Below are 23606 nucleotides of genomic sequence, written 5' to 3' on the forward strand. Positions count from 1 at the left end.
CGCGGGGCCTTCCCGGCGCGCGGCGCGCGGCGGCGGGCGCCCGGCGCGGGCCCGGCTCCGTTACGGCAGCAGCTTCAGCGCGGACGACGCGACCGCCGGCACCGAGATGCCCTGGCTCGTCGCGAACTGCACGGCCTGGCTGAGCGTCGACGCGAGCGACTGCAACTGGCCCGGCGCGCTTTGCGCGATATACGACGCTGCCTGCATGTTCTGCGGATTCAGCCCCGCCTGCAGCAGCGATGCGGCGCTGGTCGAACCAAGACTGCCGAGCCCCGACTGAAGCTGCGAGTACTGCGTGAGGCCCTGGCCGAGCGATGCGAGGCCGTTGCTGAACGCCTGCTTGTCGACCTGGCCGTGCGTCGCACCGCCGCTCGCGAACGCCTGGCCGAGCGCCTGCGACACCGACTGCTGCGCGCCGCCCATCTGCGACAGCGCGGCCGGCGTCAACGCGTTGCCGCCGCCGAGCAGGCCGGCGGCCTGCTGCGCCTGGCCGGCCGCGCCGGTGAGCCCCATCGCCGACGCGAGCGACGACTGACCCGCCAGCACCTGCTGGTTCGCGCCGACGTACGCCTGCAGCAACTGCGCGACGCCGCCCTGCGACGGTGCGGCCTGCTGCTGCCCGCCGCCGAGCAGCGACGATCCGATCGCCTGCAGGTCGAGTTGCGCATGCGCGCTGCCGTTGATGCCCAGCAGGATGCCGAATGCGATGCCCGCCGATGCCAGGTGTTTGCCCGTCGCGCGAATGTGCTTCATCTGTTTGCCTCGTGCCCGAATTATTGAGGCAGATATTGTCGAAGCGCGTCGCGCCCCGCCGCAACGACTGAAACACATCGAAACGAAATCGCGCGCCGCGGCCGCTTGCAATTCCGCCGCCGTCCGGGCTCGCCGCGCGCATTCGTCCGCATTTGCCGCGCGATCTCGAGCGCGCATCAGGATTCGTTCCTTGCCTGCATCAATATCGCTCGTGGCGGGCGCCCGGGATCGAGGCCGCCGCGTGCGTCAAGCAGCCATCCAGGCCGGCAGCCGCCGGCCGACCCAGTCGGCCGCCTGCTCGTAGCCGCGCGCGAGCTGCAGCACCGCGAGATCCGCGCGCGGCCGGCCGATCAGTTGCATCCCCATCGGCAGCCCCGCGTCGTTGAAGCCGACCGGCACGCTGATCACCGGGCAGCCGGCCAGGGTCCACGGCACGACCGTTTCCATCCAGCGGTGGTAGCTGTCCATCGCGCGGCCCGCGATTTCCTTCGGCCAGCGCTGGTCGACGTCGAACGGGAACACCTGCGCGGTCGGCGCCGCGATGAAGTCGTAGCGCTCGAAGAAACTCAGCACGGCCTGATGCCACGCGGTGCGCTCGATGCTCGCGTCGAACACCTCGGCAGCCTGCATCGCGAGCAGCCCTTCGACCTCGTAGATCGCCTCGGGCTTGAGCAGCGCACGCCGCGCCGGGTCGCGATAATGCGCGAGCAGCCCGCCGCCGGACAGCAGATGCCGATGCACGAGCCACAGACGCCAGATCCGATCGGGCGCGAACGCCGGCAGTGCCGCATCGACGTCGCAGCCGATCTCGCGCAGCGTCGCGAGCCCCTTTTCGCACTGCGCGAGCACGCCCGGCTCGGTCGCGAGATAACCGTTCCAGTCGCCGACCCACGCGATGCGCTCGCCGCGCAGGTCCTTGTCGAGCGACTTCGTGAACACCGCGGGGTCTTCCGCGAGCGACAGCGGATCGTTCGGGTCGTAGCCGGCCTGGATCGACAGCAGGTGCGCGACGTCGCCGATCGTGCGGCCCATCGGCCCTTCGATGCCGAGCTGCTGCATGAATACGTCGACGGCCGGCCAGCGCGGCACGCGGCCCTGCGACGGACGCATACCGTAAACGTTGCAGAACGCGGCCGGATTGCGCAGCGAGCCGCCGAAGTCGCTGCCGTCCGCGACCGGCAGCATGCGCGCGGCGAGCGCCGCCGCCGTGCCCCCGCTGCTGCCGCCCGCGCTCTTCGTCAGGTCGTACGGATTGCGCGTCGCGCCGTGGACCTCGTTGAACGTGTGCGAGCCGAGACCGAACTCCGGCGTGTTGGTCTTGCCGATGAAGATCGCGCCGGCCGCGCGCATCCGCCCGACGCCGACCGAGTCGGCCTGCGGCACGTTGTCGCGGAAGATCGGCGTGCCGTAGGTCGTCCGCAGCCCTTTCGTCAGCGCGAGATCCTTCGGCGCCTGCGGCATTCCGTGCAGCCAGCCGTGATATTCGCCGCGGGCGAGCGCCGCGTCCTTTTCCGCGGCTTCGGCGAGCAGCGTCGCGCGATCGCGCAGCGAGACCAGCGCGTTCACCGCACCGTTGACGCGCTCGATGTGATCGAGATACGCACGCATCGTCTCGACGCAGGAGACCGCCCTGCTGCGGATCGCCGATGCGAGCTCGCCGGCCGACAGGCGCACGATCGGGTCGACGGTGATGGAAGCGGGAGCGAGAAGCTGCGGGGCGCCGTGCGGCATGCGAGGTCTCCTGGGATCGGAAGGGGATGGCGGGCCGCGTGGTGGCCGCACTCCGTCCCGAGCGGCCGGCTATGGGCCTGGAAGGGCGGGAGGGGCCGCGCCGCGACCGATGCTTCACTCTACGCGACGCCCGATGGCCGACCTTCGATATTTTCCGCCGCGATTCATTGAGGATCCGACTAAATCGGCATGCCGCGCGGCGGCAGGTATTTGGAGACAACAAAGTCCGCTGCAAAAAGCGATCGAAACGCCGCAGCGATCCTTGCGCCAATAATCTGAGGAAATTCACAAAGTCTGCGCATTGCTCGCCAAGGATGAGCTAACCTTTGCTTCCACATCCACAAAGTCTGCGGCAGCCGCGTCCGGCGAACCCGGCGGCGACACACAAAAAACGGGGTAGGTGGAAATCCTCCCGCGTCGCGTCAAGTGAAAGACTGCTAAAGCATCACCGAGCTTATAAAACAAGCGCGACCTATCTCCATGGGGAGGGGAGAGAGGCGAGACGCGCACGCCAAGTCGGCGCAGCCTTCCGGCGTCCGACGCGCCGATCGCATCGCCATAACCTGCCCCGCCCGGCCCGGTAGCCGTACGATTCGTCCGGTACAGGGGCGTTGTTGCATAAATCCGGCGTGAGGACGAGGCAAGGCCTATGTTCATGATTTCAGGCAATGCGAACGGATTGCGGACGTGCGAGGTCCACCATGCGATTGATCACAGCCACGCGGATGGCAACCTCGGTTGCCTGCGATTCAGTGCGTCGTGCCCACAGGCAGTTACCCGTGAGCGTCTTGAAGCGATACATCGCGTTTTCCGCGAGCGAGCGCCGATGGTAGCCGCTGTCCTTCTTCCATTCGCGACGGCCAAGGCGCGCGATTGCATCGACCGCGTCGTTGCGCCCCGTCGCGCCGGGCGTGTTCGCGGACCAATGAGCAGCGCCTTCACGCGGCGGAATCGATGGCGTAGCGCCGCGCGCGGCGATCGCGGCATGGCAGAGTTTGGTGTCGTAGGCCCCATCACCGCCGACGACATCGAGCTGTTCGTCGTCCGGAATCTGACCGAGCAGTTCCGCCAGGACGTCACCATCGGCGACATCCTGATGCGTCATCAGCGCAGCGCGCACCTGACCGGTATTCGCGTCGAGCCCGAGATGCACCTTGCGCCACGTGCGACGCTTCGAATAGCCATGCTGGCGCACCTTCCATTCGCCTTCGCCGTAGACCTTCACGCCGGTGCTGACGACCACCAGATGGATCGGCTCGCCGTCGCCAACGATCGGCAGTTCGGCCTCAAGCGTTTGCGCACGGCGGCAGAGCGTCGTGTAATTCGGCACGGGCAACGTGGCAAAGGCCAGTTCACGCAGGCTTTGCGCGAAGCCTTGCAGCGCGCGCAGCGGCAGACGGAACACGGTCTTGATGCCCAGCAGCGCCTGGATCAACGCGTCGCTGTACAAACGCGGATGGCCGCGCGTCGGCTCGGCCTCCGGTACGTCGCCAAGAGCGGTTTCATCGATCCACATCGTGACGTTGCCTCGGTTAATCAGGCCGGCGTTGTAGGCCGGCCAGTTCCTGACACGGTAGCGCGCCTTCGGCTCGCTCGTCTTGCCCTTGTCCCTGCGCATCTTCTCGAGACCAAAAATCGAGAATCTACGCAGGAACCCGAACCGTTAACAGAGGCACCGACCGGCTGTTGCGCGTAAACGTCAGCCGGACGCGCGCGTGCCCGATTTATGCAACAACGCCCGGTACAGGCTGACAGCAACACAGCCCGGCACAAGAGGCCGTGCTGGGCTCGGCCAACGTTCAGTCGCGTACGCGCGTGTCCCGTTTTGATGCCGCAGGTGCAAGTGCGCACGTGGCCGCCCATTCGTCGTTTGGCGGATGAAGAGCCCACGCGCGGCCGTAACGAATTAGAAAATGCGCGAGATACAATTATGTCAACTCAAAGACCGGCAAATCCTCCAAGCCCCAGTACATGGGTGTAATCAAGTGTAATTGAATCGCCCCTCCAGACACTCTATTTTCCATCTGTACATTGATCGTGACAATCTAGGAATCTCGATCGACTCGGGAGCACCTACAACCACCAGGCTTGCCAAACGATTGCAATCCAGAGAGTGGGCGCATTAATTCCGCCTTCCGCCTGAGATGAAAATCGAGCCACACCCGCGCGAATGCGTCGGGGTTCGTACGAAACACTGCCACTTCTTAATTGGAGATCGAAATGATAAATATTCAGGACTCCCGAGTTATAAAATACGAGAACGATAAGAAAAGCGTCACTGTCTACCGAGATTTCGAGAATTCCAATCTCTGGTACATCGTGCCGAAACCCCAGTTGGCTACCCAAACCGTCGACGGCATTACCCTCCCAGCGTTCTCGCTGACCGAGTTCAGGACGACGAGCGGCTCGGCCGGCACAGTGACGTTCACGGCCGAGCTCGTGATCGAGCAGGAAGCCTACCAGGCCGTGAAAAACGCCCTGGGCCAGGGCATCGAATTCGGCCAGTTCACGTGGAACGACGCCGAGGCTTTCCTGACGCTGACGCTCCCGTCCGGCCAGCCGGACACGCAGATCAACGTCACGCCGTCCAATTTCGGCAGCAACGCGGCGACGTTCATCATCGACCTGAAAACCGCCGCCGACGTCAAGACGATCCGCGACATCTTCGACACGGGCGTCGGCCTGTCGACCTGGTCGATCCAGTACGTCGCCACGACGCTGAGCAAAATGCCGGCCGTCAAGGCCACCGTGACCTACGACTGCGCGATCGCCGCCAGCTACCAGAAGACCGTCCAGATCGACCGCAATGTCTGGGGCAGCGAGACCGGGCGGCGCACGACGATCCGCGAATACATGCAGAAATCGGATTCCGGCAAGGTCAACCTCGAGTGGTCGACCCAGCCGTCAGACGAGTTCCGGCAACGCGTCCACGACTGGGCGTTCACGACGCTCGAAGGGCTGGTCCAGGCAGCCGCGGACGACGTCGCGCGCCGCCTCGGCGCAAGCGCGGCCGACGATTTCAGCATCAACTCCATCGGCTCGTTCCAGCGCGTCTACGAGGAAAACGAGGTCATCGACTGGACGATCATGCCGCAGGGCTTCCTGCCCACCTTCGACAAGGACGTCTGGAGCCGGCTGGACAAGACGGTCGACAACCGGACGCTGGACGTGGCCGTGACGATGTCGGCCGACCTGAAGAGCGCGGGCATCAAGAAGGTCACAGTGACTATCGATTATCCGGGCAAGGGTCAGCCGGAATCCAGCGCATTCACGGCCATCAGCGCCAATACGTGGTCCTACCATTCCAACGGTTTCTTCGACGCCGGCAAGAAATTCGTTTCGGAATACACGTACTGGTACCAGGTCGAGCCCGAAAGCGGCGATGCCTTCACGTCGCCGAAGCTCAAGAGCAGCAGCAACCAGCTTCAGATCTCCAACACCGACCTCGGCTACCAGCAAGCCGAGTTCATCTGCTCGAACATCGCGTTCGCGTCGGAAAACCCGGGCAACGAGGTCGACTTCGTGCTGATCGACTTCACGTACCTGCCGACCGCCGACGGCAAGCTGTACGTCGATCAACACAAGGTCATCAAGAACGGCGAGGCCGTGCAATTCAGGAGCCACAGCTATCAGCCGAGCGGCGCGGCCTATACCTACGCCGTCACCTACGTACTGACGAACGGCAACATCATCGTCAACCAGCCGCAGTCGGTGTACCCGGTGGTGAACAGCAAGACCTTGTTGGTCTACAGCATGATCGGCCCCGCCGACTTCACAATCACCGTCATGAACGACACGATCCCGGGAGGCAGCATTGCGCTGCCGGCCATCACCGGCATCTCGCTGTCGACCGACTACACGGACCAGCCGGACAGCCCGGACCACCAGACGCACAACTTCACCCAGTTGAAGATCGAAGACTACTACACCAGCACCTGGGAATATCAGGCCGTCAAGCGAAGCACCTCGACCGTTCAGGTCGACGGATGGGTCTATTACCGCGACCGGAACAACACGCGCAAATCCGCGTCGGTCCGCAAGGTGCGTTACGGCAACCAGCCGACATTCGCGTTGAACCTGTTCCCGGTCGAATTGCCGTTCACCGTGACCGTCGATCCGTCACTGGTCGACTGGAACGCGTATGTCCAGGTCAAGATCGATGTGTACCGCATGTCGCAATACGGCAAGACCGACATCGACTCCCAAACCTTCAAGCCCGTGTCCCTCTCGAACAGTACCAAGGTCTTCCCGTCGCCCTACTACTACACCTTCTCGCGCGAAGTCGACGCGACGACGGAATTCCACTACGCGTTGACCTACTTCGAAATCGGGAGCGAACGCGGCATCCCCGGCCCGGCGGGCAATTACGACAGCAACATACTGACCCTGCCCCACGACGCGAAAGGCGGGACGAAGCCGGTCTACTCGGTACGGCTGCCGGCAAGCGACGTCATGACCCGCGACCTCGCCGAGACCGACGAGGCCGACGAGACCGACCTGGCCTGACCGCCATCCTGACCGACCGAGGCGCACGACCATGACGACCCTCACCTACACCGTCAAGCTGGCGACCGAATCCGACTCCGCGTCACCTCCCGCCCCCCGGCGTGCGAGGCTGCTGCTCGAGTTCAAGGATCCGGTCAACGACGCCTACCGTCAAACGACGCTCGTCCTCGACGCCGACACGCCACAGCGCACGTGGCAGGTCGACGCGATCGCGGCCGACACCGGGCAGGCGTTCTATTCCTCGGTGCTCGATTACGAGGCAAGCGAACAGGTCGTGCGCCCCCCGGTCGCATTCACCGGCACCGAGGCCACGATCGGCGGACCGGTCGAGCCCGTCTCCGTCATGGCGCTGCTCGACGCGCTCGACTGGAGCGCCGTCACCTCGGTTCGGGTCGCCGTCGGCGGGACGTCCCACACGTTCTCCCGCGAACGGCCGTATGCGTGGTGCTTCGCGTTGCCCAGTCCCGGCATCGTCGAATGGACCGCCGACTACACGATGACGGACAGCACCAGGCGCTCCGGCACGGGCGTCGCCACGCAAGGCGTCGCCGTCATCCCCGCGCCGCCTGCCGAGGTCAGCTTCTCGATCGTCCCGGCCGATTTCGACGCGTTCGCGGTCGCCGCCGTCGCGCTGCGCGTAACCGGCTACGACGGCGTGGTCAGGACCGCCACACTCGGCAAGACGCAGCCGAGCGTGACGCTTTCGCTGCCATTCGCACCGCCGAAACAGGCGTGGTTCGTCTACGACTGGACGGTCACCTATACCGACGGCACGCCGGCGTGGACGGCGCCCGCCCGCTCGAGCGACGGCGCGCGGTCGATCGTGCTCGACGATGTCGGCCGCATCCTGCTGGCCAGCGACGAGATCGACTTCGACGTGGTCGAGACCGTGACGCTGTCCTGGCAGTACGACAACCAACCCAAGACGGCCGAGCTGTCGCGCGTGCAGCGGTCGTTGTTGCTGCGCCCCGGCCAGGACTACGATCGCGCGCAGCCGCTGGTCGCCGGCCTGACCTACACGCTGTCCAGCGGATCGACGAATCTCGCGGGCGAGGCGGTGCCGCAGGGCCGCTTCGAGGTGCCCTATCCGCTCAGCACGCGGCTCGTGCGTGTCTTCGCGCCCGGCGTGATGTCTACGCCGCCGCTCTACAGCACGATCAGGCTCACGTCGGTCCAGACGCTGGAGGTCGGTTCCGGCTGGCAGCTCCAGACCGGCTTGCAGCCGATCACCCTCACCCCGAGCGCGCCGACCTGGGAAACGCGTGTCGCCGCGGTCGATCCGGAGCGGGTCGCGCTGATTTTCGCGGGTACGGCAACGCCCGATGGCGGCGGCAGGACGAAGCCGATCGCGCTCACCCGGTCACCGTTCGAGATGACGCCCGCGGGGCCGGAGATCACGCTCGCGACGGTCCAGGTGTCCGCCCAATCGGTCTCCTGGGGGCGCTACGTCCGCGTGGAAGCGACCTTGTGGACCGGCAGCGATGCGAAACGGGAGAACGAACAGACCATCGCCTTCGACCGCAACAGCGGCGATGCGTGGTGGGCCTACCTGCCGCCGTCGGGAACCTACGGCCCGACGTTCCGGTGGTCGGCGACCTACTATCCGGCCGACGGCGCGTCGCCGCTGCACAAGGCGCCGGCAGCCAGCGACAACCCAAATCTGTCGCTGCCGCCGACCGTCTCCTGACCGCGGCCTTCACGCACGAACGCCCACCATGCCCATGGCCGAACTCCACCCGGCAGTGCTGCGCGCGCTGGCGCTGGCGTCCTCATACGGGACGCCGGCCCGCCAGGTCGCGGCGCCCGCGCCGGACGCCGCGCTGCGCCACCTGCTGCGCGACCGTTCGCCGGCGGAACCCGCCGCCTGGAACGACAGCAAGCTGGGCCGCAGCGGCTTTCCGGTGGAAATCTCCATCGCGTTCGGCCGCCCGGAACTGCGCTACACCGTCGAACCCGCCGGCCCCGACATTCCGCCTGCGCGCCGGTTGAGCCGCGCGGCTGCGGCCATCGCCGCGCTATCGGAAGAATCGATCGAACCGGCGGATCTCGCGGCGATCGCGTCCTTCCAGGACAACGCGGCGCTCGCGTACGGCGCGTGGATCGGCGGCCGGCACGGCGACGGCAAACCCCGCTTCAAGCTCTATGCGGAGGTGCCCGAGCGCGGCGCCGAGCGCGCGCTGGCATGGGGCGCCCGCCATCTCGGCGACCTGTCGGGCATCGTCCGGCGCGGCGCATGGCCCGTCATGGCCGGCTGGCAACCCGCGGGCCGGCGGGCCGAGCTCTACCTGCGCACGCGCCGGCTGTTCCGCGCGGATGTGCCGCTGCTGATGGCGTCGGCGCGACTCGCGCACCGGGCCGACGAAGTCCTCGGCCTGCTGCAGGATGCCTGCTGCAGCGCCATCGAGGCCGCGCTGCCGGCAGCCGACTTCGGCGTCAGCATCGGCGCCGGCCCGGACGGCACGTCGACGTTCACGCTGTACGCGGTCGCCAACGACCTGTTCGGCGGCGACGGACGCATCCGCGAAACGGTGCTCCGTGTCGCCGCCACCCGCGGATGGAACACGCACTTCTATCGCGCGCTGAGCGAGCCGCTGGCCGACGCGAGCGGTTTCGTGACGCGGCACGGAATGTTCGGCATCGTCATGATGTCGGACCAGCCCGCGACCGTGGCCATCGGACTGACGCCGGACCAGCCCGAGACGCTGTCATGAGCGCCACGCTGCCCGCCCGCGTCGCCGGCGCATCGCTCGACGCGCTCCTCGCCGCGCAACGACCGAGCGGCGCGTTCCCGTCGAGCGTGACCGTCGGCGACCGCCATTACGCCGACGAGAATGCGTTCGTCACGGCTCTGGTCCTCGACGAGCTGGCGCGCCTGCGGCCCGGCATGGCCGATCGCGCGATCGCCCGCGGCCTCGACTTCCTCGAGCGCTGCGCATCGCCGACCTGCGCGGGCGCGTTTCATTTCTACCCGCCCGACCGCATGCCGTCCTGGCTGGGCGTCGAGCTGCCGGCGGACGCCGACGACACCGCGCTCGCGCTGACGCTGCTCGCCCGGTTCGGGCGACGCAGCGCGGCCCAGGCCGTCGACGCGCTGGACCGCGCGCTGCATCCGTGGCGGCTGCACTACCGTCCGGAGTCCGTCGATCCCTGGGTTGCGCAAGGGGCATGCCGGACCTGGCTCGACCGCCGTGCGGTGCCCAATCCGGTGGATGCGTGCGTGAACGCGAACGTCGCGACGGCGCTGACTTCGCTTGGCTACGCCGGCCACGAAGCCTGCCGCGCGGCGCGCGACACTGTGCTTGACGCCATCGCGTTCGTCGCGGAGAACCCCGCGCATCGCGCACGGCTGACCGCCTTCTACCCGGATCTGTGGGAACTAGTGTATGCGCTGCGCCGCGGCGCACGGCGCGGCGTTGCCGGCTTTGCACACGCAGCCGCGCAGTTGGCGAGCATGCTCGCGCCCCATTCCGGCGCGCGCGCCATTGTCTTCTCGTCCACCGACCGGCGTTGGCTCTGGACAGCGCCCCTGTTGCAAACGGCGCGCACGCTCACACGCGACACGCCCTAGCCGTCACCGCCCATCCCTTCAACTGGAGAGATCCCATGTCTGGCGTTTATACCGTCCCACCGTCCCTTTCCGCTTCACTCTACGGCAACGCACCCGATCCCAAATCGGGCCTGCAGGTCAGCACCCGTCTGATGGAAAGCTACGAGATCGTCCGCCCGGTCACCGGCGCGAGCGACATCTCGACGTTCCTCAATTCCGCCGGACGCCTCGATATCTATTCGTCCGGTACCGCGCAAAAGATCTACCGGATCCGCGCGGACAACCAGTCGGATACCGGCTGGGCCGAAGCCGACCTAGGCGTCACCGCCAGCCAGGTCAGCCCCTACCTCGCGCGCAGCGGCGATTACGACAACCCCAACCTCTTGGGCATCGGCACGAACGGCAAGCTTACGCTCAGCCAATGGAAAGACGGCCGCTTCGCGCAGGCCGACTGCCAGCCCGCCGGCGCCAAACGCCTGCTCAAGCAGATGCTGTCGACCCGGAATTTCGGCAACGTCTACGTCAACGTCGTGCTCGACAACGACGAAGTCGGCAGCAGCTACCTGAGGCAGGACGGCACCTGGGGGTCGACCGACTGGGTGCCGATCCGCAAGAGCCAGGACAGCACGGAAAACGCCACCGTCAAGCGCATCGCGATGTGCGCGAACGATCCGGTGCAGCAGTCGCTGTTCGCCATCGGCCCGGACAACGCCGTGCTGTTCGCGCAGAGCGACTTCCGGTTCTCCTACTTCACGACGCTCGGCTACAAGAAGGCGATCGACCTCGCCGTCGTGTCCGATCAGGAGAAGCGCCTGAACATCTTCATCGTCGATACCGACTTCGGTATCTGGCAAAAGCGCGAGAAGAAATACAGCACGTCCGGCATCCAGTTCGACGACTGGGTGCTGGTCAGCACCGCGGCCCCGGTGACGTCGCTGCGGGCGGTCATCAACGCCGGCGGATTGCTCGAGATTTTCGCGATCGGCAAGGATCAGCGGCTCTACCATACGCGGCAGATTAGCAGCGGGCTCAACAAGGTGAGCTGGTCGAGCCTGTTCGAGCTCGGCAACCCGGTGCCCAACACGAAATTCACCGTCGGTCGCAATGCCGCCGGCTACTCGGAAGCATATTCCGTGTCGTCTGACAGCAAGCTGTATCGCTTCTGGCAGGATCCGAAGACGACCCAGTGGAACAACGAGGAAGTGCGCCTGCAGGGCTCGGGCGAGATGACGTCGGTACCGACCCACGCAACCGAAATCACGGTGCTGGACGACGCAGGGCAGCTCGCCGTGAACGCGCAGGTCCAGATCGATGCAGCGTCGATGGTGCCGCTGCGCATCAACGGCCTTTACTACCAGGCCAGCCCCGACTACACGATCCCGGTACTGTCGGGCGGCGGCGGCAAGGTGGTGATCGAGCGCTTCACCAACAGCCTCGCGAGTCCGAGCTACCATGTCCGCACCCAGTACATGCAGCCGGGCGAAGGCGTCACCGTGGAACCGAACGGCGCATTGCAGGAGAAGATGCACGCGATCGACACCGATGCTGTCTGGAACGCCAAGACCGCCTCCGGCGCCTATTTGCTGGCCGGGGACTTCCGGACCCGCGACAACGCCGAGAACATGGCGAAGATCATGCGGCAGTCGATGTCGTTCGGCATGCCGGCGAACGCGGCGGCCCGGAGCCGGCGTTACCTCGGAGCCAACCGCTCCCTTATCGGGCTGCGGCATACGGTGCGCGGTACCGCCGATCCGTTCGCGCTCGTGCCGGAGGACGTACCCGCGCAGCACTGGCGGGTGTCGTTCACCGATACCGGCGTGCACTACGACGACCTGACCGCGGACCAGGCCGGCGCGTACCTGCTGCGCTCCCGCACACTGGCGTCGTCCGGCGATGCAACCCTGGCGAACGCCGGCTTCCTCGGCATCGACTGGGGCGATATCTGGAACGCGATCAAGAACGGCGTCGGCCGCATCGTCGACGGCCTGAAGGAATTCGTCGTGACGACCATCGTCGATCCGGTCACGCGCCTCGTGAACGAGATCAAGGTCGTCTTCAATTTCCTCATCGACGGCGTGACGTATCTGATCGACAAGACCATCAAGCTCTTCCAGCAGGCGTTCGACATCGTCGAGGGCATCTGGAACAAGCTCAAGGTGTTCTTCAAGGAACTGTACGAGTGGCTGGCCTTCTTCTTCGCATGGGGCGACATCAAGCGCTCGGCGGAGGTGACCCGCCATACGTTCGACGCGACCTTCGACTATCTGCTCCTGGCGGTCGATTCGGTGAAAGGCCAGGTGGCGGCCGGCTTCGATTACTTGCAGACGGAGATCGACAAGGCCGTCAACACGTTCCTCGCGCAACTGGACCCGAAGCTCGCGATCGGCCAGTACGCGGAAGACGTCGATCGCCCCGACCCGCGCATCGACGAATCGACCAGCCACAACGTGCTGCTCAACGCGTTTTCGGACAACTACAAATCGACCCGCGTGCTGACGCGCGGCGATGCGCTGGCCGCCGCCGCCGATCCGCTCAAGGACCTGTGCGAGAAGCTGAAGGACGTCGCCGACAACTTCGAGTTCGGTCAGGGCAAGAACGCGTTCCACGATGCCGCCACGTACTTCGAGCAAATCGGCCACACCCCCGATCGCGTGCTCGACCTGCTGTTCGCCGGCACCGTCAAGGTGATGGAAGCCGTCACCCAGTTTGCACTGAGCGCGGCCAAGGGGCTGGTCCTGACGATTCTCGACCTGGTCGGCGACGTGATCGGCGCGATCAAGGCGCTGTTCAACACGGAATGGGAAATCCCGTTCGTGTCGCAGCTTTACAAGCTGATCACTGGCTCGTCGCTGAGCTTCAAGGTATGCGACCTGTTCTCGTATATCGTCGCGATCCCCGGCACGTTGCTATACAAGCTGGTGAAACATGAAGCGCCGTTCCCCGACGCCGCGAGCGCGACCCGCTTCAAGTCGTCGTTCACCGCGCAGTGGCTGGCCGAGCAGAGCGGAATCGCGCCGAAGTCCGAAGTGTCGCTGATGGTCAGCGCCGAGCAGAAATCGGCCATCTCGATCTTCTTCGGCGTATCGGCGTCGGTCTGCATCTTTGCCGCGACTATTCTCGACACTATCGAGATCGCGTTGCAAACCGAAGAGGTGGAGGTCGAGGCAATCGGCACCGGCTCGCTGTTCATGGGCTTCGGCTCCGTATTCTTCAGCGTGCCGTGGATGATTTCAAGCGATGCGGGCGGCTTTTCGTGCAACGACGCCAAGGGGCTCAACAACCTGCTGTGGCTGTTGAACACCGTCGTGGGCTATGGGCGGGCCGGGGCGCTCAAGATCGCCGGCAAGAAATACAAGATCCCCGCGGAAGTGGATCAGGTCACCGTCAACCTGTGGGGCTGCGCGCGCCTGGCCCTGACGATCGTATGGGCCGTGAAGAGCGGCGAGGAACTGGATGGCGTCGAGGCAGCGGAAGCATTCGTCGACACGATCACCAGTCAGGTGTTCCGCTTCCTGGGCGTCAAGGCGGTGATTACCGCGACCGAGGGCATCTCGCTCCTCGCATTGCTCGTCATCGTCGGCTTGGGTGGCATGACGACGACCGCGCTGCATCTGGCCGCGTCGCTCAAGTCCGACGAGGCCGTCGCGAAGCGCCTTCCCGCCCGGGCGCTGGCGTGACGCCGGTCGATCATCGCGGCGCAAGCTGGCATTGACGCGGCACCGCGCGGAGGCATTCCGGCAAGTTCGCCGAGCGCCTCCGCGCAGCCGTGGTCGACGCGGTGCCGGGCCACCCGATTGCGGTGATCTGCGCGTCAAAGACCCAGAAGTGCCTCGTTCAACTCCGGCTCGCGGCGCGGCTGCCCACGCCAGCCCAACCGAACGGGAACCGAATAGAGCCGTTGCGCGCCGAAACGCGGCCAGAAATGGCACATCGCTGGTTCAGCGTCTGCTCGCGCTCGTCGTTGCCCGATATCAGGGCGACACCGCGTGCCTTGCCGAGCGCATCGAGCTCGTCGATGAACACGATGCACGGCGGGCTCTGCTGGGCCTGCTCGAAGAGATCGCGCACGCGCGCAGCACCGACGCCGACGAACATCTCGACGAACGCCGAGCCGCTGATCGTGAAGAACGGCACCGCGGCCTCGCCGGCGACCGCACGGGCCAGCAGCGTCTTGCCGGTGCCGGCCGCCCCGATGATCAGTACGCCCTTCGGGAGCTTGCCGCCGAGCCGTTGATAGCGTTCGGGGTTGCGCAGAAACGCGACGATCCGCTGCAATTCGGCCTTCGCCTCGTCGATGCCCGCGATATCGTCGAACGTGATGCCGGTTTCCTTCTGCATGTACACGCGGGCCCGGCTCTTTCCCATGCCGCTCATATCCCGCATCCCGTCCGGCCGTCGCAGCATGAAACTCCAGATCACGACGAAGCCGATCAACGGGAAAATCCATGCCGCGAGCGTTCCGATCCAGCCCGTGTCCGTCGCGCCGCGGTAGCGAATCCCGGCAGCCGTCAGCGTGGCGACCAGACCTTCGTCGCTCACCCGGTTCGTCGTGAAGTGACGCGGCGCTCCGGCCTCCTTCACCGCGGCCGCGTCGGAAGCGGGCAGCGCTGCGCCAGCTTCCGGCATTCGCAGCTTGCCCGAGATCGACGACGGGCCGAGTTCCAGATCATCGACGAGGCGTGCGTCGATCAGGTGTGACCTGCTCCCCGCGTTTAGTACGGTGACGGTGTAGAGTCCGTTCCTCGAGGACGAGACGGGTCAGGTCAACGTGATCCTGTGGCCCGGTCTGTTGGAGAAGTTTCGGAAGGAAGCGCTCGGCACCGCGCTGCTCGCCGTCTACGGCGTATGGCAGGCGGAGGGAAAGGTGCGCATCTGATCGCGAGCAAGCTCGTCGCCCGGACCGAGCTACTCGGCGCGCTACCGACGACGGCGCGGGAGTTTTGCTGATATTTGAGTGACTTCCAATAAGTCGAAGATAGCGCCCGATTGAGCGAGAATCATGCGACCCGGATCCCGTGTGCCCTTAGCGTTTTCCGATGCTCACCCAATAGTTTTAATAGTCGCTCGGAGCTCATATGGATATGCTTGCGAACCAGTGCGGTGGCTCTTTGCTCGTCACCTTCACGCAGCGCACCCAGAATTGCCGAATGCTCTTCGTTACCTTCTTGCCCAGATGCGGGATCCAGCCACCGGGCACGGGAAAGCCGAGTCATTGCATCTTGCACACCTCGGCTAATGAAATCATTCTCCGCCAAACCGACCAACTGGATGTGGAACTCCGTCCCCAAGCGATGCGCCTCACGTTTTGTGACCCGCCCGGCACCAGCGCCAACCAACGCCTCCAGCTCGGCGAGTTTTTCTGGCTTCGCGCGATGAACCGCCAGCTGAATTGCGGCCACTTCCAGGACTTCGCGGTAGACAAACAGCTGTTCGATTTCCTGGATATCAAGGGGCGAGACCATCCATCCCCGTCCATCGCGACAAATCAGCCCTTCCGATTCGAGCTTCTGAAGTGCTGCGCGCACAGGAGTCCTCGACGCGCCCATCCGAGCTTCTGTCCCGCGTTCTGTCAACCTTTCGCCTGGCCCCAATTCCATATCTAGAATCATCTCGCGCAATCGCGCTTCTACATCATGCGTTTGTGTCATAGCTCGATCTACAGCCGAATTTCGCTCCGTTGGCGCTGAACTCGAACGATTGGTAGTTTGGCATTCCCCCCACCGCATGTAGGAAATTGCGACCAGCGCGGCTACTGATTGTGCCCGGAAGCGCGTCCGTTAAAGTTGCCATCGCGCTTGCATGATCTTCGTGCCGCCGGTCCATCCATCGGATGATCGGGCCACGTCGCAGGCGCTGTGCTCTCTCGCTTGAGCGACAGTAAGTCCACCCATGAGGCGTACACCGCGTCAGGAAGTTGGTTGGGGGGGCGGCTCCCCGCCCCTAGTCGAACCGACAGCAATTATATAGCTCAATGAGCCGTTCTACCGTCCGTGTGGTGCGGTCCAAAGACTGGGACCGAATTGCGGTAGCTTCCACAACTGTGGAAGCTACACCAACAAATAGTTCGTTCCGATGGCCTCCCTTTCCCGGTTCGTTTTGCCTAAGCACACGAAGCGAGGCCCAGATCAACGCGTGACATTGTCAGTCATGTTTGACACGCCCCCCCCGCCCCTGATATGGTATCCCTTTGTGGTATACCATTAGAGGAAAGCACCTAGTATGGTTGGTTCTGAGGACAATCGGTGGCGACGCAATCTGGTCGTCTGCTTCTTTGGCTCGTTCTCCACGGTACTGGCCATGACGCTGATGTTACCGTTCCTGCCTCTATATGTAGAGCAGTTGGGGGTATCTGGGCATGCCGCTATCGTTCAGTGGTCGGGTATTGCGTTTGGCGCAACCTTTGTTACCGCAGGGCTGTTCGCTCCGATGTGGGGGTATTTAGGCGATCGTTACGGCCGAAAATCAATGCTGATTCGAGCCAGCTTTGGAATGGCCATCATGGTGGCGCTAATGGGATTCGTATCTAACATATGGCAACTGATAGCACTGAGGTTGCTCGTAGGCTTAGCTGGCGGATATTCGTCTGGAGCAACAATACTAATCGCGGAGCAATCTCCCCGAAGTCGGTCGGGTTGGGCCTTAGGCGTATTAGCGTCGGGCGTGATGGCAGGCAACCTCATTGGGCCCCTTGCCGGAGGCATACTGCCACCGATGATCGGTATACGCGCCACATTTTGGTGCGCGGCGACAGTGATATTCGCAGCGTTCCTGGCGACGACGTTTCTGGTCCACGAGGTGCCGTCGAAGTCGGAGGCTCATGCCACCACGGGTCACTGGGGGGAAATTCCTGACAAGAACAAGGTTATTGCGATGCTATTGACAGGTTTGCTGCTGACAATAGCAAATATGTCGATCGAACCTATCATCACCGTGTACGTGCAGAGCCTCATCACAGACCCCCGAAGGGTGACGTTCGTCGCAGGGTTGGTAATGTCGGCTGCCGCTTTGGGAAGCGTCTTATCGGCTTCGCAGTTGGGTAAGCTCGCTGACAGGATCGGGTATACCGTCGTGATAACTGGCGCCCTAGGTTTTGCCGCATTGCTGTTGATCCCCCAGGCCTTTGTCACTTCCGGGTGGCAGCTTATCGGCCTGCGCTTCCTGATGGGTGTTTCCCTCGGGGGCCTTTTGCCCTGCATCACCGCAGTGATACGCCATAGCGTCCCAAATGCGTATATCGGCAGAGCGCTGGGCTATTCGATCTCGTTCCAGTTTGCGGGGCAAGTCGTCGGACCGCTTGTCGGAGGCTTTGTGGGCGGCCATGCCGGAATGCGCTATGTATTTGTTGTTACCAGTGGTTTATTGCTTCTCGGCGCATTCTATAGCTGGTGGGCGCTTGACGCTGCTCCATCCAGTAAACCGTCCTCGCGTCATTGATGGAGTTGGTATGTCAGATGAAATTTTGCTTGATCCGCGCCGATCTGCCCTGCTGGTGATGGACTATCAGAATGTGCTGATAGATCACTACGTTCCCAACGATCAGGTCGAATCTATACTTTCGAATATCGCTGGATTGATCAAAGCCGCCCGAGCAGCTTCCATGCTAATCATCCATGTGATGGTTGCTTTTAGGCATGGCCACCCGGAGATCAGCCGAAGAAACCAACTGTTCAGCCTTCTTAAAGATAGCGGGCTATTATCACGAGATAAAACAGGCACGGAATTGCATTCGGCAGTTTCACCCTTAGATAACGAACCCATTGTAATAAAACACCGGGTTGGTGCGTTCACTGGCACAGATCTCGAAACCCTATTGCGCTCGAATGGAATTGAATCTCTCGTGCTGGCTGGAATTACCACGAGCGGGGTCGTGCTTTCGACAACCCGACAAGCATTCGATATGGATTATCGCATTATCGTCGTTGAAGATTGCTGCGCGGATGCAGATCACGACACGCACCTGCTCTTACTTGAAAAGGCGATTCAACAGCATGCCGAAATTGTTTCCGCACGACAAATTACCACGGCCCTGTCATTTTGATTATCCATTTTTCGCCCTCACACTCGCAGCCGGCCCTCATTGCTCATTGAGCCGACATAAGATTTAGCATGCCGATTAACTCCGCCCGAGATAATCAGCACGGTGGCATCAACTTCGGGGTTCGGATAGCAATTCAACCCAAAATTCGACGTGGGCCTCGGATCACTCGAGCTTCTGGAAGGTGCCCAACAGGGTAGTCTCCAAAGTAGCGGGTCGCCGCTCTATTCGCCATGCCCCGCTCAACCCGAGGGTGCTACTGTAGTGGTTTAGCGAAACCCGCCTAGGTTAAGCAACTAAAGAGAATTTCGCAGCTGTCGGTTTCACCCCCGGTGGCTAGGGGACCTTCGAAGCTGATTGAACTGGATTCAATCTGCAATCGCGCGGATGACATGCTGTAATCTTTTCTGTTACGGGCAGTGCGGCGTGATGAACTCCTGGCGCAATAAGTAACTGCTCACCAGCGCGATGTACTAGACCCTCGCGAGGATCAAGCCCGTTTTCACTTCTCAGCCGGGATGGCTACGGCGCCCATCCGAGTGGGCCGACGCGAGCATCGACCAGCGAATGCTCGACGCGCTACCTGCATTGCCGCTGCGCCACAAATACTCCCCGAGCTGTTCGCGCGTGGAGCCGTCGATCTCCCACGCCATTCCCGCCCAATCGTCTCGCCCCCCGGATGCAGCACAAATCAGTAGGCTCGCTTTCGTTCGGCGCCGTGGCTACAGACAGCATGGCCAATCGATCCGGCGGCACATCTTTACAATCGAGAAGGTTACGCCTTCGTATTTCAGTCCCTGGCAGATCATCTCGATCAGGTGCCGTCCTCGCGCAGCAGGGCTGCGACTTTTCTCCCTGCCGGATTTCACCATCGTTTCGCCGTACGCTTCCCGCAACTCCTCAATGTAGCGCTCGTACTGCTATTGCACGTACGGCCGACTCGCTCGGAGCGCGTTTTCCATGCCGCGCTTGCCATCTTTGACGCAGTTCTCAGTTTTAAACGGCGACAAGTTGTAAGCCCAACTTGCCTCCGGGACCGTCGTCTTGACCTGAATGATGTCTCGCGAAACGACTTTGCACTTGGCTGTCCATCGCTTGATGTTCTCGTCCATCTTCATACTCATGATTTTTCCGTTCACTATGACGTGAGCAGCTCTTTTTCGATTCATTACATGGTTACCTTCAGGGCCGCCGCAGTGTTTCGAACTGCAAGCGATGAAAATTACAAACCCAGGATCGAGACCACATTTGCGACCAGTACATCTGAAAGAAAGTCGGGCCGCGCATGAAATTGCGAGGCTAGCCTCCCCCTCCTATCGCGCTCGCTTTTATCACATTGCGGCTCAATTCCGAGGCGAAGTCTCATGCATATCTTTATCTACGCGATGGAAAGCCGCGCCTGGACCACGTTAGCCGATTCACACCTATAACAGTAGAATTTTATTCTATCTACACGGCTTATCTCAAAATAATATAGATGCTCTTCCTACGTAACGTATGATCAAATACTGGCTTAAACACGAAACACGAACTCATGACTGTAGAGAAAGTGTCGCATTGCTTGACGTCATCCGAACGGGCTCATACGGCCAGCTACTCGAGGCAGCTTGCCGTTCTGTCGGACAGGCCACTCTGGCAAGAGACCATCGGCACACACGGAAGAAACCGCAGGTCAACGTCGCTGACAAATGTAACCAACATTTTCTGGATCGCCCGGTAACCAGACAACTCGGTATCGCGAGCTCCAATTTTCACCTACCACCGTTCAATTTCACGGTGCTTTATCTTCTGAGGTGCCTGTTTATGTCAACCCCTTTCGCATTTGCATTTCTTGCGCTTAGCCTGGTCAAAACTGGACACCGTCGAGTCGGAATGACTATGTGGGCAGCCGCCCTGCTGGCGTCTGTTGTTATCTTTATTCGGCTATCTTGATTAACACTCTCAGCCCTCTAAACTCTAAAATGCATATCAGAATCCCTAAATATTCTACCCCTTCCGGGGAGAAAATTCCGAATATTCTCGCGCTGCTTGCAATTTGCTTCGCATTGTCCATCGCACTATATTATGAGTTCGTATTACACGAACTTCCATGTCCTTTATGTGCACTTCAACGGCTTGGCCTGATTTTAGTCGGAATTGGGATCACGATGAACATCAGATTCGAAGCTAAAGTCAGTCACTATAGCTTGGTGCTACTGGGCGCCATCGCGACTGGTGCAGCCGGTTTTCGTCAGATACTTCTTCATGTTTGCCCCGGTACAGAAGCGTATGGCTCTCCGTTTTTGGGCTTACATTTTTATACCTGGTCCGCGATTGCGGCAGTGTTGCTCGTTGTATTTGTTGTTGCAATGCTCATATATCGGGAGTATGTGACCGACACCGACCCAAATTCGATTACTCGGTTATTTGGATTTATCTCAACCTCGGCTTTTTTTCTACTAACATTGGCGAATGCGTCATCAATTATATCGAGATTTCGCTTCAGCTGGGTTTAAATAGACGACTAATCCATGCCAAAGGAATCATGGTTTAAGAGATGTGATTGCGAACTGCCACGACGCAATACGCACCGATTGAAGCAAAACCAGAACCTGGAATGACGGTGTCGGTCACGCGTGCCAGTTAGGCGTTCACTATTGACGAACCGCTTGCCCTCAATTATGGTATACCGTATCGGTATGCCATAGTTGAGTGTTATATGCTCGTGGACATGTTGAGCTGGAACTTGAAGTTCTGTAACGATTCTTCGTATTTCTCATGCCGACGGAGGAAGAGCGGTTTGCATCAATTTCACATACTACGAAACATGCGCATTAAACGTTTCCGTCTCAATCGAATTAGACCAACGCGAAGATCCACTAGGGGAACACACGCTTCCTGAAGATCAATCAAATTTAAGATCAACAGTGTAAAAGCCCTCAATATGAAATTCACGGAGGTTGCGGTGACGACAAAAACTTAACAGTATCGCGACGCGAAACTCACTTAATGGGATGTGCCACCCATGATTGCGAAGAAAAGTCGAATGACGCCCTGGCAAACTCCATGCCGGGACGTAATTTCATGGGTCGAAATGTCAAATGAAAAGCACTGTCATTATAGCTGATAAGCAGCCAATCGTTATAACCGGATTGAAGTATGCGCTTCAGAAAAGTGATTCTGTCGTCGTTGCAGGCGCGGCAAAAGATCTTGCCGAACTATTGCTTCTTCTGCAAACCATAGACTCTGATATTCTGGTGACCGATTATTCTATATTGGGATCTGACCATAGAGAGGTAAGTGAAACGCTTTCTTTTATGCGCCTACGATATCCGGATCTCAAGACAATCGTCTTTACCACACCAAGCAATGCGCGTTTGGCTCAAAGATTCCTAGATCACGGGGTAGACGTTGTCATTGAAAAATCACGTGACATTCGACATCTGCAGGAATGCATTGACCGCATCTGTCGTTCCAAGAGGGCGCGTTTTTCGCGAGAAAGTTCATCTACGCTGGCGCAACAAGGGAGCAAATATAGCGACTATAAGAAACTATCCCTTCGTGAAATGGAAACGATCAAACTGTACGCATCGGGGCTAACCATCAACGAAATTGCCAGCCTAGTCCACCGCAGTAAGAAGACGATTAGTGGGCATAAGATGAACGCCATGCGAAAACTTGGAATAAAACGAAACATCGATCTCTTACAACTCGATTTTGCCGCACACGAGATGAATGGCGAGAAGCGTGATAAGTGACCTGCCTGATTTCTCCGGACCATTTCAATCTTGGGGGACGGCCTCGATAGTTTCAGTTGAACAATATCGCTGCTTGAACTCGTTGGGCGTCAGTGGGCCAGACTCGAATGTGGCCGAACAGCATTGTAGTGACGTCGCCATTGGTCGATCACAACTTTCGCTTCCGTGCGCGTTCGGAACCATCCAAGGCTCAAGCATTCGTCGCCGAACTTGCCGTTGAAGCGCTCATCCGCGCCGTTCTGCCAAGGCTTGCCGGGATCGCTGAGCGCCATGTCCATGCCGTTCTGCGCCGCCCACTTCAGGATGGCGCGCGACACGAATTCCGGCCCATTGTCCGAGCTCAGATAGCGCGGTGCGCCGTGCAGGCTGATCAGTTGCGACAGAACCTCGATGGCTCGCCCCGAGCGTATTGATCCGGCCACATCGATGGCCAGGCACTCGCGCGTGCATTCATCGATCACCATCAAGTCTGGACCTTCTGGCGCCTGCATTGTCTGCTGATGATGAAGCGAGATCCAGCGGCGCAACTGATCCGGATTGACGTCATGGTCCATGCGACCCGAGCAATCGATACACCCGGCTTCAGGCAAAGCTCGACCAACTCTCGAACCGCGTCTTCGTCAAATTCACGTCGACCATCCCGTCTGCGGCCGATCACCATTCTGCATCGAAGGTCTTGTTTCTCGGTCATCAAGGTCCACGCGGACACTTAGCATCTGACCTTGTGCACCTCATTGGAAGGGCGTCGTTTATTGACGGCTTACGCTTGAAGGGCTTCCCGGAAGCGATCAACACGGTGTTCCCGGAAACGACGGTCCAGACCTGCATCGTGCATCTAATCCGGAACTCACTGGACTTCGCGAGCTGGAAAGACCGGAAATCGGTCGCAGCGGCGCGCAAGGAAGTCTACCGGGCACCGTCGGCAGAAGCCGCGGCCGTAGCGCTGGATGCGTTCGACACAAGCCCGTGGGGTACGAAATACCCAACGATTGCCGCACTCTGGCGCCGCGCCTGGGATCAGGTGATTCCGTTCTACGCCTTCGCGCCGGACATCAGAAAAGTTGTATATGCGACCAACGCGATCGAGTCGCTGCACATGCAGCTTCGGAAAATCATCAAGGCGCGCGGACACTTCCCTTCGGACGAGGCCGCACTCACGCTGATCTGGCTGGCCCTGCGCAACGTCGTTGCCGAGTGGACCGGCTCCAGGCACGATTGGAAGAGCGCCATGACCCGGTTTGCGCTGCTTTACCCGGAACGATTCAACATTGGAGTCTGAATCTCAACCCCCCTCACA

General features: G+C 61.4%; 14 protein-coding genes and 4 pseudogenes. 11 read left to right on the forward strand and 7 right to left on the reverse strand.

Going from position 1 to position 23606, the window contains the following annotated elements:
- Positions 1-60 precede the first annotated feature (60 nt).
- The 3 genes from SB786_RS25735 to SB786_RS25745 all read right to left on the reverse strand — a co-directional run bounded on the left by SB786_RS25735 (position 61) and on the right by SB786_RS25745 (position 4102).
- Complete coding sequence (locus tag SB786_RS25735) at positions 61-753, reverse strand: hypothetical protein (protein ID WP_410729949.1); 693 nt, start codon at positions 751-753, stop codon at positions 61-63.
- A 246-nt stretch (positions 754-999) separates the two neighbouring features.
- Complete coding sequence (locus SB786_RS25740) at positions 1000-2484, reverse strand: amidase (protein ID WP_410729950.1); 1485 nt, start codon at positions 2482-2484, stop codon at positions 1000-1002.
- Between the two features lie 661 nt (positions 2485-3145).
- Positions 3146-4102 (reverse strand): IS5 family transposase, encoded by a 957-nt coding sequence (locus tag SB786_RS25745; protein WP_410729951.1) that lies wholly within the window; start codon positions 4100-4102, stop codon positions 3146-3148.
- Positions 4103-4818: 716 nt separating this feature from the next.
- Between SB786_RS25745 and SB786_RS25750 the strand changes: the two genes are divergently transcribed.
- Genes SB786_RS25750 through SB786_RS25770 form a run of 5 tightly spaced genes read left to right on the forward strand, consistent with a single transcriptional unit; the run spans position 4819 to position 14214 of the window.
- Positions 4819-6990 (forward strand): hypothetical protein, encoded by a 2172-nt coding sequence (locus SB786_RS25750; RefSeq protein WP_410729952.1) that lies wholly within the window; start codon positions 4819-4821, stop codon positions 6988-6990.
- Positions 6991-7021: 31 nt separating this feature from the next.
- Positions 7022-8677: a hypothetical protein gene (locus tag SB786_RS25755; RefSeq protein ID WP_410729953.1), complete on the forward strand. Its 1656-nt coding sequence runs from the start codon at positions 7022-7024 to the stop codon at positions 8675-8677.
- A 28-nt stretch (positions 8678-8705) separates the two neighbouring features.
- Positions 8706-9701, forward strand: a complete 996-nt coding sequence (locus SB786_RS25760) for a hypothetical protein (RefSeq protein ID WP_410729954.1) — start codon at positions 8706-8708, stop codon at positions 9699-9701.
- The gene (locus SB786_RS25765) at positions 9698-10558 is read left to right on the forward strand and encodes a hypothetical protein (protein WP_410729955.1); all 861 of its coding nucleotides are present in this window, start codon (positions 9698-9700) and stop codon (positions 10556-10558) included. Before SB786_RS25760 ends, SB786_RS25765 begins: the two co-directional genes overlap by 4 nt.
- Before the next feature lie 35 nt (positions 10559-10593).
- The gene (locus SB786_RS25770) at positions 10594-14214 is read left to right on the forward strand and encodes a hypothetical protein (protein ID WP_410729956.1); all 3621 of its coding nucleotides are present in this window, start codon (positions 10594-10596) and stop codon (positions 14212-14214) included.
- 319 nt (positions 14215-14533) lie between these two features.
- Here SB786_RS25770 and SB786_RS25775 read toward each other — a convergent pair.
- Positions 14534-15163, reverse strand: a pseudogene (locus tag SB786_RS25775) (AAA family ATPase); the annotation flags it as partial.
- A gap of 115 nt (positions 15164-15278) precedes the next feature.
- Between SB786_RS25775 and SB786_RS25780 the strand changes: the two are divergent.
- Positions 15279-15484 (forward strand): annotated as a pseudogene (locus SB786_RS25780) (hypothetical protein); the annotation flags it as partial.
- 50 nt (positions 15485-15534) lie between these two features.
- Here SB786_RS25780 and SB786_RS25785 read toward each other — a convergent pair.
- Positions 15535-16263, reverse strand: coding sequence for a GntR family transcriptional regulator (locus tag SB786_RS25785; protein WP_410729957.1), 729 nt, complete (start codon positions 16261-16263; stop codon positions 15535-15537).
- A gap of 493 nt (positions 16264-16756) precedes the next feature.
- Between SB786_RS25785 and SB786_RS25790 the strand changes: the two genes are divergently transcribed.
- Positions 16757-17971, forward strand: a complete 1215-nt coding sequence (locus tag SB786_RS25790; RefSeq protein ID WP_410729958.1) for a multidrug efflux MFS transporter — start codon at positions 16757-16759, stop codon at positions 17969-17971.
- A gap of 10 nt (positions 17972-17981) precedes the next feature.
- Positions 17982-18575 (forward strand): cysteine hydrolase family protein, encoded by a 594-nt coding sequence (locus SB786_RS25795; RefSeq protein WP_410729959.1) that lies wholly within the window; start codon positions 17982-17984, stop codon positions 18573-18575.
- A gap of 917 nt (positions 18576-19492) precedes the next feature.
- Here SB786_RS25795 and SB786_RS25800 read toward each other — a convergent pair.
- A complete protein-coding gene (locus SB786_RS25800) occupies positions 19493-19696 on the reverse strand; it encodes a DUF1153 domain-containing protein (RefSeq protein WP_410729960.1) in 204 nt (67 codons plus the stop codon).
- 837 nt (positions 19697-20533) lie between these two features.
- On the opposite strand from SB786_RS25800, the gene SB786_RS25805 reads away from it, so the two are divergent.
- Both SB786_RS25805 and SB786_RS25810 read left to right on the forward strand, forming a co-directional pair.
- Positions 20534-21067 carry a disulfide bond formation protein B gene (locus SB786_RS25805; RefSeq protein WP_410729961.1) on the forward strand — a complete coding sequence of 178 codons (534 nt, stop codon included), beginning with the start codon at positions 20534-20536 and terminating at the stop codon, positions 21065-21067.
- 585 nt (positions 21068-21652) lie between these two features.
- Positions 21653-22309 (forward strand): response regulator, encoded by a 657-nt coding sequence (locus tag SB786_RS25810; RefSeq protein ID WP_410729962.1) that lies wholly within the window; start codon positions 21653-21655, stop codon positions 22307-22309.
- A gap of 24 nt (positions 22310-22333) precedes the next feature.
- Here the strand turns inward: SB786_RS25810 and SB786_RS25815 are convergent.
- Positions 22334-22776: pseudogene (locus SB786_RS25815) on the reverse strand (integrase core domain-containing protein); the annotation flags it as partial.
- A gap of 299 nt (positions 22777-23075) precedes the next feature.
- On the opposite strand from SB786_RS25815, the pseudogene SB786_RS25820 reads away from it, so the two are divergent.
- A pseudogene (locus tag SB786_RS25820) lies at positions 23076-23588 on the forward strand (transposase); the annotation flags it as partial.
- Positions 23589-23606: the final 18 nt, after the last annotated feature.

The organism is Burkholderia sp. SIMBA_062 (genome assembly GCF_046534765.1).
GTDB classification, from domain to species: Bacteria; Pseudomonadota; Gammaproteobacteria; order Burkholderiales; family Burkholderiaceae; genus Burkholderia; species Burkholderia ambifaria.

Coding starts and splice junctions, on each gene's coding strand:
- SB786_RS25735 (WP_410729949.1), bottom strand. CDS start 753: ATGAAGCACATTCGCGCGACGGGCAAACACCTGGCATCGGCGGGCATC.
- SB786_RS25740 (WP_410729950.1), bottom strand. CDS start 2,484: ATGCCGCACGGCGCCCCGCAGCTTCTCGCTCCCGCTTCCATCACCGTC.
- SB786_RS25745 (WP_410729951.1), bottom strand. CDS start 4,102: ATGCGCAGGGACAAGGGCAAGACGAGCGAGCCGAAGGCGCGCTACCGT.
- SB786_RS25755 (WP_410729953.1), top strand. CDS start 7,022: ATGACGACCCTCACCTACACCGTCAAGCTGGCGACCGAATCCGACTCC.
- SB786_RS25760 (WP_410729954.1), top strand. CDS start 8,706: ATGCCCATGGCCGAACTCCACCCGGCAGTGCTGCGCGCGCTGGCGCTG.
- SB786_RS25765 (WP_410729955.1), top strand. CDS start 9,698: ATGAGCGCCACGCTGCCCGCCCGCGTCGCCGGCGCATCGCTCGACGCG.
- SB786_RS25770 (WP_410729956.1), top strand. CDS start 10,594: ATGTCTGGCGTTTATACCGTCCCACCGTCCCTTTCCGCTTCACTCTAC.
- SB786_RS25785 (WP_410729957.1), bottom strand. CDS start 16,263: ATGCGGTGGGGGGAATGCCAAACTACCAATCGTTCGAGTTCAGCGCCA.
- SB786_RS25790 (WP_410729958.1), top strand. CDS start 16,757: ATGGTTGGTTCTGAGGACAATCGGTGGCGACGCAATCTGGTCGTCTGC.
- SB786_RS25795 (WP_410729959.1), top strand. CDS start 17,982: ATGTCAGATGAAATTTTGCTTGATCCGCGCCGATCTGCCCTGCTGGTG.
- SB786_RS25800 (WP_410729960.1), bottom strand. CDS start 19,696: ATGAGTATGAAGATGGACGAGAACATCAAGCGATGGACAGCCAAGTGC.
- SB786_RS25805 (WP_410729961.1), top strand. CDS start 20,534: ATGCATATCAGAATCCCTAAATATTCTACCCCTTCCGGGGAGAAAATT.
- SB786_RS25810 (WP_410729962.1), top strand. CDS start 21,653: ATGAAAAGCACTGTCATTATAGCTGATAAGCAGCCAATCGTTATAACC.